General features: G+C 63.1%; 12 protein-coding genes and 2 pseudogenes. 2 read left to right on the top strand and 12 right to left on the bottom strand.

Features of this window, described 5'->3' with window-relative positions:
* Positions 1 to 62: 62 nt before the first annotated feature.
* From G1E_RS09840 to G1E_RS09805, 9 genes are all read right to left on the bottom strand, one after another.
* A complete protein-coding gene (locus G1E_RS09840) occupies positions 63 to 869 on the bottom strand; it encodes a CpsD/CapB family tyrosine-protein kinase (protein ID WP_009682735.1) in 807 nt (268 codons plus the stop codon).
* Positions 870 to 880: 11 nt separating this feature from the next.
* Entirely contained in the window at positions 881 to 2,443 is a 1,563-nt protein-coding gene (locus G1E_RS09835; RefSeq protein WP_029885426.1) for a Wzz/FepE/Etk N-terminal domain-containing protein, read from the bottom strand.
* A gap of 19 nt (positions 2,444 to 2,462) precedes the next feature.
* Positions 2,463 to 3,578, bottom strand: a complete 1,116-nt coding sequence (locus G1E_RS09830) for a hypothetical protein (RefSeq protein WP_033690383.1) — start codon at positions 3,576 to 3,578, stop codon at positions 2,463 to 2,465.
* Between the two features lie 24 nt (positions 3,579 to 3,602).
* Entirely contained in the window at positions 3,603 to 4,160 is a 558-nt protein-coding gene (locus G1E_RS09825) for a polysaccharide biosynthesis/export family protein (protein WP_009682732.1), read from the bottom strand.
* A 253-nt stretch (positions 4,161 to 4,413) separates the two neighbouring features.
* Positions 4,414 to 4,590 carry an EPS-associated small membrane protein EppA gene (gene eppA, locus G1E_RS28660; protein WP_009682731.1) on the bottom strand — a complete coding sequence of 59 codons (177 nt, stop codon included), beginning with the start codon at positions 4,588 to 4,590 and terminating at the stop codon, positions 4,414 to 4,416.
* A gap of 260 nt (positions 4,591 to 4,850) precedes the next feature.
* A complete protein-coding gene (locus G1E_RS09820; RefSeq protein ID WP_009682730.1) occupies positions 4,851 to 5,393 on the bottom strand; it encodes a helix-turn-helix domain-containing protein in 543 nt (180 codons plus the stop codon).
* A 55-nt stretch (positions 5,394 to 5,448) separates the two neighbouring features.
* Positions 5,449 to 6,867 carry a short-chain fatty acid transporter gene (locus G1E_RS09815; RefSeq protein WP_009682729.1) on the bottom strand — a complete coding sequence of 473 codons (1,419 nt, stop codon included), beginning with the start codon at positions 6,865 to 6,867 and terminating at the stop codon, positions 5,449 to 5,451.
* A 145-nt stretch (positions 6,868 to 7,012) separates the two neighbouring features.
* A complete protein-coding gene (locus G1E_RS09810) occupies positions 7,013 to 7,669 on the bottom strand; it encodes a CoA transferase subunit B (protein ID WP_009682728.1) in 657 nt (218 codons plus the stop codon).
* 35 nt (positions 7,670 to 7,704) lie between these two features.
* The gene (locus G1E_RS09805; RefSeq protein WP_009682727.1) at positions 7,705 to 8,403 is read right to left on the bottom strand and encodes a CoA transferase subunit A; all 699 of its coding nucleotides are present in this window, start codon (positions 8,401 to 8,403) and stop codon (positions 7,705 to 7,707) included.
* 140 nt (positions 8,404 to 8,543) lie between these two features.
* On the opposite strand from G1E_RS09805, the gene G1E_RS09800 reads away from it, so the two are divergent.
* Together G1E_RS09800 and G1E_RS09795 are read left to right on the top strand one after the other, a co-directional pair.
* Positions 8,544 to 9,449 carry a LysR family transcriptional regulator gene (locus G1E_RS09800; protein ID WP_047149790.1) on the top strand — a complete coding sequence of 302 codons (906 nt, stop codon included), beginning with the start codon at positions 8,544 to 8,546 and terminating at the stop codon, positions 9,447 to 9,449.
* The gene (locus tag G1E_RS09795; protein WP_009682724.1) at positions 9,437 to 10,258 is read left to right on the top strand and encodes an aldo/keto reductase; all 822 of its coding nucleotides are present in this window, start codon (positions 9,437 to 9,439) and stop codon (positions 10,256 to 10,258) included. Before G1E_RS09800 ends, G1E_RS09795 begins: the two co-directional genes overlap by 13 nt.
* A gap of 57 nt (positions 10,259 to 10,315) precedes the next feature.
* Here the strand turns inward: G1E_RS09795 and G1E_RS09790 are convergent, their stop codons facing one another.
* The 3 genes and pseudogenes from G1E_RS09790 to G1E_RS29380 form a co-directional block, all read right to left on the bottom strand.
* Complete coding sequence (locus G1E_RS09790; protein ID WP_009682723.1) at positions 10,316 to 13,396, bottom strand: error-prone DNA polymerase; 3,081 nt, start codon at positions 13,394 to 13,396, stop codon at positions 10,316 to 10,318.
* Positions 13,393 to 14,818 (bottom strand): annotated as a pseudogene (locus G1E_RS09785) (DNA polymerase Y family protein). Before G1E_RS09785 ends, G1E_RS09790 begins: the two are co-directional and overlap by 4 nt.
* 6 nt (positions 14,819 to 14,824) lie before the next feature.
* Positions 14,825 to 15,076 (bottom strand): annotated as a pseudogene (locus G1E_RS29380) (DNA lesion error-prone repair protein ImuA); the annotation flags it as partial.

Raw genomic sequence — 15,076 nt, 5'->3', positions numbered from 1 at the left:
GGCAAGCCCGCTCCCACAGTAATTTGTGGGCGCGGGTTCACCCGCGGTAACTTAGCGGCGCCTCAGTAATAGGTACGCGGCTGTTCGTCAGCCTTGTTCAACACCGTACCAATCAGGTTGACCCCTGCCAGATGGTGCAGGCAGTCCTCGATTTCTTTCTTGTTGTTCATGCCATTGGCCACCACCAGCAATACACAATCGAACTTGGGTATGACGGTGATCGCGTCGTCGGAGCTCAGCAACGGCGGCAGGTCGAAAATGCAGATGCGCGACTCGTAGCGGTTGCGCAACTCGCCAATCAGGTTACTCACCTTGGGCGACGACAACACCTCGGTCGACAACGGCACCGGCACCCGGGTCGGCAGCACCACGAAGCGCGGCAAGGTCGGGTTGACCAGGCAGTCCTGCAGTGGCGACTTGTCGTTCAGGAACTCATTCAGTGCATGCTCCATCGGCAGCCCCAATGTGCTTCCCACCTTGGGCCGGCGCAGGTCGAAGTCCACCAGCAAGGCGGTCTTGGTGGTGTGGTGGGCAATACTCATGGCCAGGTTGACCGCCAACACGGTTTTGCCTGCCTCCGGCGTGGGCGAGGTGATGGCCAGGGTGCGCCAGCCGTTCTCGTCCATCAGCCGCAGCACCTGGGTGCGCAGCAGGTCGATCGGCCCGTTCATGTTCGAGTTCTTGTTGAACGCCACAATGCGGTTGCGCTCCAGGTGGTCTGGATGCAGTGGCACCACCTTGGTGTTGACGTAATCGAACTGCCCCGGCACCTCCGCCAGCGCCGTGCCAGGGGCCGGCGACAGCGGCTGAGGGGTACCCGGTGTGACCTGATGAATAGTGTTGCCAACAGCCGGCTTGGTCCTGTCCATCACTGCATTCCCTATACGAACCGCGACATGACTTTGTACAGCAGCACATCCAGTGGCATGTAGTACACGTGCACCAGCACTATCATGATAGCCGCCAGCGCCAAGGCCGCCACGATCAAGCGGTTACGCCAGCGTTTGCGCCTGGCCACATCGGCCCGCGTCTCGATATACGGCAGTGCCACCAACACCCGTTTGCCCAGCAGGTTCTCCAGAGCACCAACGCCCCGCACCCGCTGGTTGAGCATTTCCAGCAACATGACCAGCGCGCCGCCACCGGCCGGCGCCAGAACCAGCCCCAGCGCGGCGATCTTCTTGCGGTTAGGCTTGATCGGCTTCTCGGGCAACAGGGGCGGCTCCAGCAGCACAAAGCGCTCGGCTTTGTTTTCCTGCTCCAGGCTTTCGGTGATTTTCGCACTCATTTCCTTGGCGCGGATTTCTTCGTATTTCTTGCGTGCGTTGTCGTGGTCACGCATCAGGGTGACCAAGCCACGCTCGACCTGCGGCGCCTCCAGGATCTCGGCTTCATAGCCTTCCATTTTTCGGGTCAGCTCGCGCTTTTGCTCGGCCAGCGAAGCGATGCGTTCCTGGGTGGCGCTCATTTTGGCGCGTACCCGGGCAACATCCAGGCTGACCGAAGACGCAGTGCTGGTGCGACCACCACTGGCCTCCAGCGCCTGAATCTTGCGTTTGACCGCCACCACATCGGGGTGGGCTTCCTTGTAACGGGTCAACAGCCGGGCGTACTCTGCCTTCAGGCTTGGCAGGTCCTGGGCCTGGTCGGCAGCGGCAGGGCGCGCGCCATCGGCAGCCTTGGTCGCCAGGCCGGCATTGGCCGCCGACAGTTCGAGCTCCAGGTAACGCAACTCTTCCTGCGCAGCCTTGTAGTCCCGGTCGACCTCACGGAACTCCAGCTCCGAACGCGACAGCATGTTCATGCGCAGCGTCTGGTGCTCGGGCAGTGCATTGGCATGTGCCTGCTTGAAATCGGCCAGCTGGTTTTCCAGGCTGGCCAGCTCAGCGCCCAGCTTGTTGGCTTCCTGGGTGAGAAACTCGGTGGTTTCGTTGGCCCGCTCGGTACGCTGCTTGAGGTTTTCGTTGAGGAACAGCGATACCAGCTCATCGGCGACCTGCTTGGCCACTTGCGGCTGCTTGTGCTCGAACGACACATTGAAGGCCACGGTCGCCTCGCCCCTGCCACGCACGAACGTGGTAAGGGTCTCGACCACGATGGCGTTGCGCATCTGGTCGATTTTGTCGCTTTCGCCAAGACGCTTGTCGGCGAACAGGTCGTACTTGTCGATGATGCGCAGCAGGTTCTCGCGGGTCATGACACGCTGGCGGATCACCTCGATGCGTTCATCGGCAAAACTGGTGGTGTTGGTTGATACCAGCTCGGGCGAAATCTGCTGTGACTCCACCAGGATAGTGCCGGTCGACTGGTAGATCGGCGGCACCATCAAGGCCACCGCCACGGTCGCGGCCAGAATGACTACGGCACTCACCCCTAACACCAGGGCTCTGTCCTTGATTATGGCGATGTAATCTCTGAGGGATAGCTCGTAGTCAGACTTCATGGGGCCACCTGCCTGAAGTTCAGATGTCGGGGTACCTGTACGTCAACGTCAAACCCACGATGGTTGCGGTTGCATCCGGTACGTGGTCCTGCTGGCGTTCCTTGTACATCAGCGACAGGCGCAGGTCCCAATACGGCGAGAACTCTCGGCTGGCCCATACGCTGTACGTTTGCAGTGTGTTCGGTGACTGCCCTTTGCTGTCTTGCCAGGCAGCGTCTGCGCCCACCCGCGTCAGCTCGGTAACGGCATAGCTCCACACCCCGCGTACCTGGTCGAGCTCGGCGAAGCCGCCTTCGGCACTGGCCACCGTGCTGCGTTCGGCGGTGAAGCTGGCATCGGCCCGCACACCGGTATAGAGCAACGCCACCCCACCCTCCCCGCGTCGGCCGCCTTCATCGCCCGACACCTGGTTGACACCAATGTGGGCATCGGCACTCAGGCCATCGGCCAGTTGGTACTTGATGCCCACAGCCGGGGTGTAACTGTTGGAAGCGGTGGCGGTCAGGTCCTGCTCGGGCTCGTAGCGCCGCGCGCCGAAGCGGGTATACACATCGGCGCGCTCGCTCCAGGCATAGGTCCAGGTAAACACGTTGGCCAGTTCGTTGTAACCCGTCAGCGTGCTGACGTCATACCGGGCGCGGCTGTAGGTGGTTTCGTTGCTCAAGGTACTGCGCTCGGTAACCGCCTGGCTCCAGTTGCCGGTCAAGGTGTAGAGCTTCTGCGTGCCATCGGTGGTGATCACCCCGGTATCCAGCACAGTGCCCGAAAGCGTCGAGCTTTCGTTGTAGCGTGCCACCAGGCCAAAACGCCCGCGCTCGGTGGTGCGCTGCCAGCCCAGGCTGATGTCAGGGTCCTCGCGGTTATCGACTACGTTGGTGTCGGACGAGCGCAACACATTCATGCCCAGCCCCAGTCTCAGTTCGTCACGGTCGAAGGTGCCGATCAGGGTGTAATCGGGCGCGATGATCGTGCGCGTGATGCCCTTCTCGCCCGACGTCAGCAACAACGGGTTGCTGTCGTACTCGACGGATGTCGGCACCACCACCGTAGACTGCCAATTTGCCGCCAGGGCCGATTCCGTAAACGGCAAGACCAAGATTGCCGTTGCAATGCTAGTTGTTCTGAGAAGTGGCATTAAATGTTCTTATTAAAGGCAAGATCAAGGAACGACCAGCGTGTCGCCAGCCTGAAGTTGGATGTTGGTGGACATATCGCGCCCAGACACCAGGTCCTTATATCGCACGGGCAAGATCTTTTGGGAAGCGCCTGCGCCACGAACTACCTTGATCTCGCTTTCGTCGGCAAACTTGTCCAGCCCACCCGACATGCTCAGCGCCTGCAACACGGCGGTCGGCCCGGCCATTTGCACCGGCCCCGGCTTGATCACTTTGCCCTGGACATAGACCAGGTTGCCGGCGATGCTCTTGACGACAACGCTGACATTCGGGTCGGGAAGGTATTTTTCAAGTTTGGCAGCCACTTGCTTTTCGACTGCGGTTACATCGAGCCCGGCAACATTGATGCGCCCGGCCAGTGGGAAAGTGATACTGCCATCGGGTAGTACGGTCGCTTCCTGGCGCAAGCTGTCTTCCTGCCAGACCGATACCATCACCACATCGCCAGGGCTGAGCAAATACGCAGCGCTGCTGGTATCGGCGCAACTGGCACTCGACCACACCGTCAACAAGCAGAACGCGGCAAACAATGAACGCATCATGAGGGTCCCTCCGGCCAAATGGCCCGACAAAGAGCACTGTATGAGAACAACGCACCAACTCTCGCTCCGCTTCGCGACCCACCACTGCCGCGACGGCCTCGACCTTCCTGGAGGCCCTTAACTTGACGCTGTGCAGCCTGGGCTGCGGTGCCTGAAACCATGGACCTTCATGGGCTACAGGGAATATAGCAACGGTTGGTGAATTAACAAGCCAGCGGCAAAACCCCACCCCGTGACTTGCGGCAAAGGGTGTTCAGATTTTCCGGCGGTTGGCCACCGCCACAAAACCGACAACAGCGAACGCAAAGAACCAGCCAGCCGTTGAAACAGGAATGATACTGTTCTGGCTGATATAGGAATCGGCTGCGCGCGCAGCGCCACTCAAGAGCACCAGCAAGAACATCGATTTGATTATCAGAGTCGTGCGCATACGCCCTTCCTTTAAACAGGAAAATCAATGAGTTATTGGCGAGGTAGTGCGGGGTTTGTGTCGCTGTTGAATTGAGCTTATGGGCACAGTGACACTACGTCAATGATCCGACACCATAATAAAATTCAATGGACGGCAGGCATATTCGTCAAAAAAACGACAGACAGGAAGTGCTGCACCCAGCCAGCTGCTGGATGCCAGCGTTTCACGGATGAGAAAGTGAAAGGTTAAGGCAGGCCTGCAACAGCGCCCTGCCCGGCTCATTCCTCGGCATGGTGAACGACCACCAGCAATTGCGCCGGCTGCGCGCCTACCGAGCGCAGGCGATGCGGGGTTTGCGCATTGAAATGCAAGGCATCGCCCTGCTCCAGCAGCACCCGCTCGTTCATGAAGTCCACCTCCACCTGGCCCGCGTGCACGAACAGGAACTCTTCGCCCTGGTGCTCCTTGAAGGTCGGGTCGCTAAATTCCGAAGGCGGCTGGATCAGGAAGGGTACCAGGCTGCGCTGCCCCACCTGGCTGGTCAACGCCGCATAGCCGGGGCCCTGGCCGTCACCCACCAGCGTCTGGCGCTCGCCGTGGCGCACCAGGCTATAGCGGCTCTGGCCGGCCTGCTCTTCGGCAAACAGTTCCTCGACATTCACGTTCAATGCGCGCGCCAGCTTCAGGGCGGCAGCAATCGACGGCGTGTTGAGGCCACGTTCGACCTTGGACAGGTAGCTTTTGGTCATGCTGGTCTTTTCGGCCAGCATTTCCAGGGTCATTCCCAGTTTCTTGCGCAGCAGTTTCAATCGAATAGACATGTGACGCGTGTTTCCCAGGCCCAGGCAGCCCGGGCATGATACGTGGAGCCGCCGCTCATGGCATCACCGGTGGCACATACTGCAGCGTGGTGCCCAGCGCCCAGAGCAATACCAGCACCAGCGGCACATGCACCAGCAGTTGCACGAAGGAAAAGCCGATCAGGTCGCGTGCCTTGAGCCCCAGCACGCCCAGCAGTGGCAGCATGTAGAACGGGTTGATCAGGTTCGGCAAGGCCTCTGCTGCGTTGTAGATCTGCACCGCCCAGCCCAGGTGGTATTGCAGGTCGTTGGCCACTAGCATCACGTAGGGCGCTTCGATGATCCATTTGCCGCCGCCCGACGGGATGAAGAAGCCCAGCACCGCCGAATACACGCCCATCAGCAAGGCATAGGTGTCGTGGGTGGCGATCTGGGTGAAGAACAACGATATGTGGTGGGCCAGGGTCTGTTCGTCCACGCCCTTCACCTGGGTGAGAATGGCCGCGATCGAACCGTACAGCGGGAACTGGATCAGCACCCCGGTGGTGGTCGGTACCGCGCGCGCCACGGCGTCGAGGAAACTGCGCGGGCGCCAGTGCAACAGGGCACCGAGCATGATGAACAACAGGTTATAGGTGTTCAGCCCGGAGATGGCGGTAATCGCCGGTTTGGTAGCGAACTCCTGGTACAGCCAGCCGGCAGCCAGGGCGACCAGCAGCAGAATCAGGATGGGGCTGTGCTCCAGCCATTCACCGGGGCGGGTGCGCTGGGGTGCCGCCGTTGCAGTGAAGCTGGGGTCCACACCACACGCTTCGGCGCTGCGTGCGCTGTTCGGCCCGGGTGCCGTGGCGTAGGCGATGACCAGCGAGACGATGACCAGCGCCGCCAGCATTACCCCGGATTGCCACAGAAAGATGGTTTCGGTGAACGGGATGACGCCGGTGATCGACAGGATCGAAGGCGGCAAGCTGGCCGGGTTGGCCTGCAGCTGCGCCGCCGACGAAGACAGGCCCAGTGCCCACACAGCGCCCAGGCCCAGGTAGGCGGCCGCACCCGCAGCACGGTAATCCATCTTCAGGTCGGTGCGCCGCGCCAGGGCGCGCACCAGCAAACCACCGAACACCAGCGACAGGCCCCAGTTGAGCAAGGAAGCCAGCATCGAGATCAGTGCCACCCAGCACACGGCCGAGCGGCCATTGCCAGGGATACGCGCCAGGCGGTCGATCAGGCGTGCCGCCGGTGGCGAACTGGCGACCACATAGCCACCGATGACCACGAAAGCCATCTGCATGGTGAACGGAATCAGGCTCCAGAAACCATCGCCAAAGGCCTTGGCGGTGTCGGTCGGCTTGCCCCCCATGGCCAGCGCGCCGATGCACACCAGCAGCACCGCCAAGGCGGCGAATACCCAGGAGTCGGGGAACCAGCGTTCGGCCCAGTTGGAGCAGCGCAAGGCAAAGCGCGCGCTACGGCTGTCTTGAATTTCAGCGGCCACAGTGGCATTCCTTTTGTTGGTTTTATGAGGTGAAACAGACAACGCAAAAACCCTGTAGGTACAGGTTGACTCGCTACCATGCCGGTAATGTACCGACACACTCAGCGGTGCAGCCTGCGCCTACAGGGTTGGGTGGGGTAACGCCTTAGAACGTCATTTCCTGCACATCATCCGGCACGATCAGTTTGCCGGCAGTCTTCTCGACGATTTCCTCGATGCTCACCCCTGGTGCGGTTTCGCGCAGGATGAACGCACCGTCTTCAATTTCCAGGTAGGCCAGGTCGGTCAGCACCTTGCGGATGCAACCGGCACCGGTCAGCGGCAGGCTGCACTGCGCCAGCAGCTTGGACTCGCCGTCCTTGGACGCGTGGGTCATGGTCACGATGATGTTCTCGGCGCCCGCCACCAGGTCCATGGCGCCGCCCATGCCCTTGACCAGCTTGCCCGGGATCATCCACGAGGCGATATTGCCCTGCACGTCTACCTCGAACGCACCCAGCACGGTCAGGTCGACATGGCCGCCACGAATCATGGCGAACGACTGCGCCGAGTCGAAGATCGAGGCACCCCGGCGGGCGGTGACGGTCTGCTTGCCGGCGTTGATCATGTCGGGGTCGAGGGTGCTTTCGGTGGGGAACTCGCCCATGCCGAGCAGGCCGTTTTCTGATTGCAACATCACATCCATGTCGGCGGGTACATAGTTGGCCACCAGGGTCGGAATGCCGATACCCAGGTTGACGTAGTAGCCGTCCTTCAGTTCACGGGCGACGCGTTGCGCCATCTGTTCGCGGGTCAGTGCCATGGTCAGGATCTCTTTGTTGTTCTGGTGGAGGCCGCTCAGGCCTTGACGGTGCGCTTTTCGATACGCTTTTCGAAGGTGCCGACGATCACCCGGTCAACATAGATGCCTGGGGTGTGGATCTCGCTCGGCAGCAGCACACCCGGCTCGACAATTTCTTCCACTTCGACCACGGTGATCTTGCCGGCAGTGGCCGCCAGCGGGTTGAAGTTCTGCGCGGTGTTGCGGTACACCACGTTGCCGTAATGGTCGGCCTTCCAGCCCTTGACGATGGCGAAGTCACCGGTGATGGACTCTTCGAGGATGTACTTGCGGCCCTTGAATTCGCGAACCTCCTTGCCTTCGGCAACCGGCGTGCCGTAGCCGGTGGCGGTGAAGAACGCCGGGATGCCAGCGCCGCCAGCGCGCATTTTTTCGGCCAGGGTGCCTTGGGGTGTCAGCTCCACTTCCAGTTCACCGCTGAGCAACTGACGCTCGAATTCGGCGTTTTCGCCCACGTAGGAGGCGATCATCTTGCGGATCTGCCGGTCTTCCAGCAGCACCCCCAGGCCAAAGCCGTCCACCCCGCAGTTGTTGGAGACCACGGTCAGGCCCTTGACGCCACGGCGCCTGATTTCGCTGATGAGGTTTTCCGGAATGCCGCACAGGCCAAAACCACCGGCCAGTACCGTCATGTTGTCGGTCAGCCCGTCGAGGGCCTGTTCGTAGGTTGCAACGCGCTTGTCCAGTCCGGCCATGCTGATCCGCCTTTTGTAGTTGTTGAACCGACGAGGCTGTCGGTGAGCGTGTATAGCCATCTTCACCGCAAGCGACTGATTTGTTAATTTTGTTTTCATCATCGATTGATAAATTTCGCAAAACAAACGATAGGCCCGTCATGAACGTCAAGCAACTGCGCGCTTTTGTCGCCGTGGCCAAGTACCAGAGCTTCGCCCAGGCCGGTGAACACCTGCATGTATCGCAACCGGCCCTGAGCCTGACCATCAAGGCCCTGGAAGAAAACCTGGGCGGCGCCCTGCTCAGCCGCACCACCCGCAGCGTCAGCCTGACGGCCGAAGGCGAAGTGCTGCTGCCGCTGGCGCGGCGGCTGCTGGCCGACTGGGACGATACCGAAGAGATGCTGCGGCAACGCTTCACCCTGCAACTGGGCCGGGTCTCGGTGGCGGCGATGCCGTCGTTCGCCGGTAACCTGCTGCCCCATTCGCTCAAGGTGTTCCGCCAACGCTACCCCAAGGTCAACGTCACCGTGCACGATGTGATCAACGAACAGGTGCAGGAACTGGTGCGCCACCGCCGAGTCGAACTGGGCATTGGTTTCGAGCCGGACAATACCGACGGCCTGCACTTCCACCCGCTGTACATGGACCGTTTTGTCGCAGTGGTGCCCGCTGACTCACCCTTGGCGTTGTTGAAACAGGTCAGTTGGGCGCAACTGATGGCCGAAGATTTCGTGGCCCTGCAGCGGCCGTCGGCGGTACGCCTGTTGATGGAGCAGAATGTTGCCGCCCAGCACGGCAAACTGGCCGTGGCGTTCGAAAGCCACCAACTGGCGACCATCGGCCGCATGGTTGCCAGCGGCCTGGGCGTTAGCGCGGTGCCGGCCCTGTGCATCAACCAGATGCAGGAACTGGGTGCACGCTGCGTGCCCCTGGTCGAACCCACGGTCGAGCGGCGCATTGGGGTAATTGCCCTGAGCGAGCACAAACTGTCCACCGCAGCGCAGGCGTTGCTTGAAGTTCTACTGTCCAATACACAGCCCCCGGAGGTGACATGCGTTACGTGAAACTGGCAGGCGCGAGCGTGCCGGCCATTGGCCAAGGCACCTGGTACATGGGCGAAGACCCTGGGCGCAAGGCGGCAGAGGTAGCGGCCTTGCAACAGGGTATCGAGCTGGGCCTGAGCCTGATCGACACCGCCGAAATGTATGCCGAAGGCGGTGCGGAGACCGTGGTTGGCCAGGCCATTGCCGGGCGCCGCGACCAGGTGTTCCTGGTCAGCAAGGTCTACCCGCACAATGCCGGGCGGCAGGGCATGGCAACCGCCTGCGAGCGCAGCCTGGCACGCCTGGGTACCGAGTGCATCGATCTGTACCTGCTGCACTGGCGGGGCCAGCACCCGCTGGAAGAAACCGTCGCCGCCTTCGAGCGTTTGCGCGAGCAGGGCAAGATCAAGCGCTGGGGCGTTTCCAATTTCGATATCGACGACCTGCGCGAATTGAACAACCCTGCCTGCGCCACCAACCAGGTGCTGTACAACCCGGCCCAGCGGGGCATCGAATTCGACTTGCTGCCCTGGTGCCAACAACGCGCGCTACCGACCATGGCCTACTGCCCGTTGGCCCAGGCCGGGCGCTTGTTGCAGCACCCGGTGCTGGCAGAAATAGCCGAGCGCCATGGTGCCACGCCGGCTCAGGTCTGCCTGGCCTGGGTTACCCGTGATGATGGCATCATTGCCATCCCCAAAGCCGTGGCGCCCGAGCATGTTCGGCTGAATGCAGCAGCGGGTGCATTGGCCTTGACCCGTGAAGACCTGCGCGCAATCGACCTGGCCTTCCCCGCGCCCACCCGCAAGCAGCGCTTGGCGATGGTGTAGTCCGCCAGGGCATTTTCGTGAATGCGTGGCCGCGCCGCCGCGGGGAAGCCCGCGAAGTTAATGAAAGTCGCGGCTACGCACGTCCAACCCCTGCAACAGCGCGGTCACATCTTCCAGGCGCCGTGCTATCAGGTGGCGCACGCCATTTTGCTGCTCCAGCCGCCCGCTGACCTTGAGCAACTGCGCACCCACCAGCGCCCGCCTTTGCCGTTCGGCCAGCGCCCGCCATACCACCACGTTGACCATACCGTGTTCGTCCTCGAGGGTGACGAACGTCACCCCGCTGGCGGTCTGCGGCCGCTGCCGCCCTACCACCAGCCCCGTCACGGCGATGTTGTCGCCATGCTCCAGGCCTTGCAGTTCTGCAGAACTGCGGCAGCCCAGTGCCCGCAGACGCGTACGCAGCAAGGTCAACGGGTGCGGCCCCAATGTGGTACCCAATGCCTGGTAATCGGCCACCAGGTCCTGCGCCACTGTTGGGGCCGGCAATTGCACCGCCACCTCCGGCACGGCCTGCACATCGGCAAACAGCGGCAGTTGCGCCTGCACGGCCGCCACCTGCCAGCGCGCCTGGTGTCGGTCGCTGGCCAAGGCGCGAAGCGCGCCGGCATCCGCCAGGCAGGCCCGCGCGCGGGTGGCCAGCCCGGCACGCAGGCACAGGTCTTCCACGTCGCGCCATGGCTGCTGCGCCCGGGCCTGTTCCAGGCGCCTGGCGTCGGCTTCGGCCAGGCCCCGGACCAGGCGCAAGCCCATGCGCAAGGCCAAGGTGCCCTGGGCATCCGGCTCCAGCGTGCAGTCCCATTCACTGTGGCAGACATCCACCGGCCGTACCTCGATGCCCTGGCGCCGCGCCTCCTGCAGCAGTTGGTCGGGGCTGTAGAAGCCCATGGGCCAACTGTTGACCAGGGCGCAGGTGAAAATGGCCGGTTCATGGCACTTGAGCCAGCTGCTGGCATAGCACAGCAAGGCAAAGCTGGCGGCATGCGACTCTGGAAAACCATAGCTGCCGAAGCCTTTGATCTGTTCGAAAATGCGCTCGGCGAATGCCAGCTCGTAGCCATTGCGCAACATGCCCTGCAGCAAGCGCTGGCGGTGCGGTTCCAGACCGCCATGGCGTTTCCAGGCGGCCATGCTGCGCCGCAACTGATCGGCCTCGCCTGGTGAATAGTCGGCTGCGACCATGGCCAGCTCCATCACCTGTTCCTGGAACAGCGGCACACCCAAGGTGCGCTCGAACACCTCCTTCAGTTTTGGCGACGGGTAGGTCACCGGCTCTTGCTTCAGCCGCCTGCGCAGGTAGGGGTGCACCATGTCGCCCTGGATTGGCCCCGGGCGCACGATGGCCACCTCGATCACAAGGTCGTAGAAGGTGTTGGGCCGCAGCCGCGGCAACATGGCCATTTGCGCGCGCGACTCGATCTGGAATACCCCCATGGTCTCGGCGCGGCTGATCATGGCGTAGGTGGCGGGGTCTTCGCTGGGGATGGTCGCCAGGGTCAGTTCACGGCCACGGTGGCGCTGCAGCAGGTCGAAGCAACGGCGCAAGGCACTGAGCATGCCCAGCGCCAGCACGTCCACCTTGAGCAGGCCGACCATGTCGAGGTCGTCCTTGTCCCACTGGATGACGGTACGTTCGGCCATGGCGGCGTTTTCCACCGGCACCAGCTGGTCCAGCGGCTGCTGCGAGATGACAAACCCGCCCGGGTGCTGCGACAGGTGCCTGGGGAAGCCGATCAACTCGCCGGCCAGTATCAGTACCCGCCGCAACAACGGGCTGCCAGCTTCGAACCCGGCCTCGGCCAGGCGTTGTTCGTCGGGTATGCGGTCGCTCCAGCGGCCACAGCATTTGGCCAGGGCATCGACCTGGTCCATGGGCAAACCCAGCACGCGCGCGACATCGCGCACGGCACCTGCAGCATGGTAGGTATTGACCACCGCCGTCAGCGCAGCACGGTGCCGCCCATAACGGCGGAACACGTACTGGATCACTTCTTCACGGCGGTCGTGTTCGAAATCCACGTCGATATCGGGCGGCTCGTTGCGCTCGCGTGACAAAAAACGCTCGAACAGCAGACGGTGCTGCATGGGATCGAGCTCGGTGATGCCCAGCACGAAGCACACCACCGAATTGGCCGCCGAGCCGCGGCCCTGGCACAGGATACGCTGGCGCCGGGCGAAGGCGACGATGTCGTGCACGGTCAGAAAGTAGCTTTCGTACCCCAGTTCTTCGATCAGCGCCAGCTCCGTGTCCAGCACCTGCCGCACCTTGGCGCTCGGCCCGTGTGGCCAACGCACGGGCAAGCCCTGCTCGCACAGAGCACGCAGCCAACTAGCCGGGGTATGAGCTTCAGGCACCAGTTCGCGTGGATACTGGTAGCGCAGTTGACCGAGGTCGAACTGGCAGCGCTGGGCAATGGCCAGGGTCTCGGCCAGCATCTCGGGCGGGTAGAGTTCTGCCAGTTGTACCGGGCTGCGCAAGTGCCGTTCGCCATTGGCAAACAGAAAACGCCCGGCTTCGGCCACCTGGCAATGCTGGCGAATCGCAGTCATGCAGTCCTGCAACGCCCGGCGGCCGCGCACATGCATATGCACATCGCCACAGGCCACCGCGCGTATACCCAGCTCGGCCGCCAGGGCTTGCTGGCCCTGCAGGTGCCGGGCATCGTCACTGCCACGGTGCAGGTGCACGGCCAACCACAGGCGCTCAGCAAACAGCCCGCGCAACCACTGGCCGGTGGCCGTATCGCCCCTGTCGCCCGCCACCCACAAGGCCAGCAAACCGTGATGGTGCTGCTGAAGGTCATCCCGAAAAAGCTGGTAGTCGCCCTTTTCCGCCCGCCGTCGGGCGCGGGTAATCAGTGCGCACAGGTTCTGGTAGCCCGCCAGGTCGGCAACCAGCAGCACCAGCTTGGGGCCGTCGTGCAACTGCACTTCGCTGCCGACAACCAGCGGCAATTGGTGCACCTTGGCCGCCTGCCAGGCGCGCACGATACCGGCCAGCGTACATTCGTCAGTGATCGCCAGGGCCTGGTAACCCTGCTCTTTGGCCCGCCGGAACAGTTCGTCGGCGCTCGAAGCGCCGCGCTGGAAACTGAAATTGGACAGGCAATGCAGCTCGGCATACGGGGCGGAGTTCATGCGAACCAGCCCTGCAACCAAAGCGGGCCAGCCTGGCCCAGGTCACGGTAGGCCCAGCCACGCAGGCCGTCGCGGGTTTCGATGCGGTAGTAATCGCGGCGTACATCGCCGCCATCCCACCAGCCCGACTCGATGCGCTCGGCAGGGCTCTGCAAGCGGTAGCCAGCCTCGTCCAGCGCCAGCGGCGCGGGCAGCAACCAACCAGGGCGACTGCCCGGGGCCACCGGCATGCCCCCGAGCGCCCCCTGCTCTGCCAGTTGCCAGGCACATTCGGGCCGGTGATCGGCGGCCGCGCTCAGGCCTTTGACGGCCTCATCGCCCAGCCGCGCGCGCAAGCGCTCGCGCAATTGCTCCCAAGGTTGCGCCTGTTGCGCCCGTGGGTCGAACAACGCCTGGTGTTGTGGCACAAAGGCTGGCAGGTCTTCGGCGACCAACCGCAGGTTGCGCACCGGGGCCGTAATACGCAGCGGCTCCAGGCGCCCACGGGCCAGTTCGAACAGCATCGCGGCGTCGCGCTCGGCGGCCAGCAAGCCGACCTTCAGCAACGTGTCCGGGCCTTCGACATGCTCCAGGTGCAGGCAAAAGCGCTGCACGCCACAATCGCGACCGGCCAGGAATGCGGCCAGGTCGTTGAGCATGCGCCGCAGCGGAAACAACAGCGCCTGGTGCGATTCAACATCGAAGTTCAGCTCCAGCCGGCTCTCGAAACGATCGGGCGGCAGGTAGAAGTCCAACCCCAGGGTGCGCAGGCCGAGCAACTGATCCAGGTGCAGTTGCACCTGGGCGGGAAAGCGTTTGGCCAAGGTGTCGCGCGGCAACGCCAGCACTTGGCCGAGTTGCCGCAAGCCCATGCCGATAAAGGCTTCGGCAGCCTCTGGNNCCGGGGGGAAAGCCGATGCGCTGGATGGGCATGTTCAGCAACGCGTTACGGGTGGCTTCGGCATCGGCGACCACCAGGCCATCGTGGGCATTGGCCAGCATACGCGCTGCCACCGGGTTGCTGGCCACCACGATGCGCTGGCGCAAGCCCAGTTCAGCCAGTTCCTGGCGCAGGCGTGCTTCCATCACGGGCCATGGGCCGAACAGCTGCAGACTTGAGCCCACCTCCAGCAACAGCGCACGCGGGTAATGCAGGCTGACCTGGGCACTGAAACGGTAGGCCCAGGCGGCCAACAGTTGCTGCATGCGCTCGATGCGCCTGGGGTCTGTTTCGATACAGGTGAAACCATCGGCCAGCGCACGTGCAGCGGTCAGGGTTTGCCCGGCCCGCAGGCCGAGTGCCGCCGCTGCCGGGTTGACTGCCTGCAACACCCGCCGCTGGCTGGGCCCGCCAATGATGACCAGGGGGTTGGCTGAGTCTTCGCGCTCGCGCAGGACGGTGTCCAACGCCAGTTGCGGAAGCAGGATGCAGGCCCAGAGCATGTTGCATCAGCCCTGCCACGGGCTGGCAATGGGCAGGGCCGGCGGCATGCCGCCGCGGCTTTTCAGCACCCGCCATTGGGCTGGGCGGGTATCCACCGCGATGCGCAATGCTGCCGGTGACGGGTTGTGGGCGGCTTGCTGCGGCCGGCAGGCAAAGGCCAGCGCCTGGCCGGTTTCCGCCGCCACTTGCAGGCGCCGCAGGGCACGGTCATCGGCACGCTCGGGCCAGCACAGCACTGCCGCGCAACTGCCCGAGCG

Origin of the sequence: Pseudomonas sp. TJI-51, from assembly GCF_000190455.2 — a bacterium.
Taxonomy (GTDB): domain Bacteria; phylum Pseudomonadota; class Gammaproteobacteria; order Pseudomonadales; family Pseudomonadaceae; genus Aquipseudomonas; species Aquipseudomonas juntendi.
The sequence above is the reverse complement of the archived record's forward strand: the minus strand, read 5'-3'. Positions and strand labels throughout refer to the sequence as shown.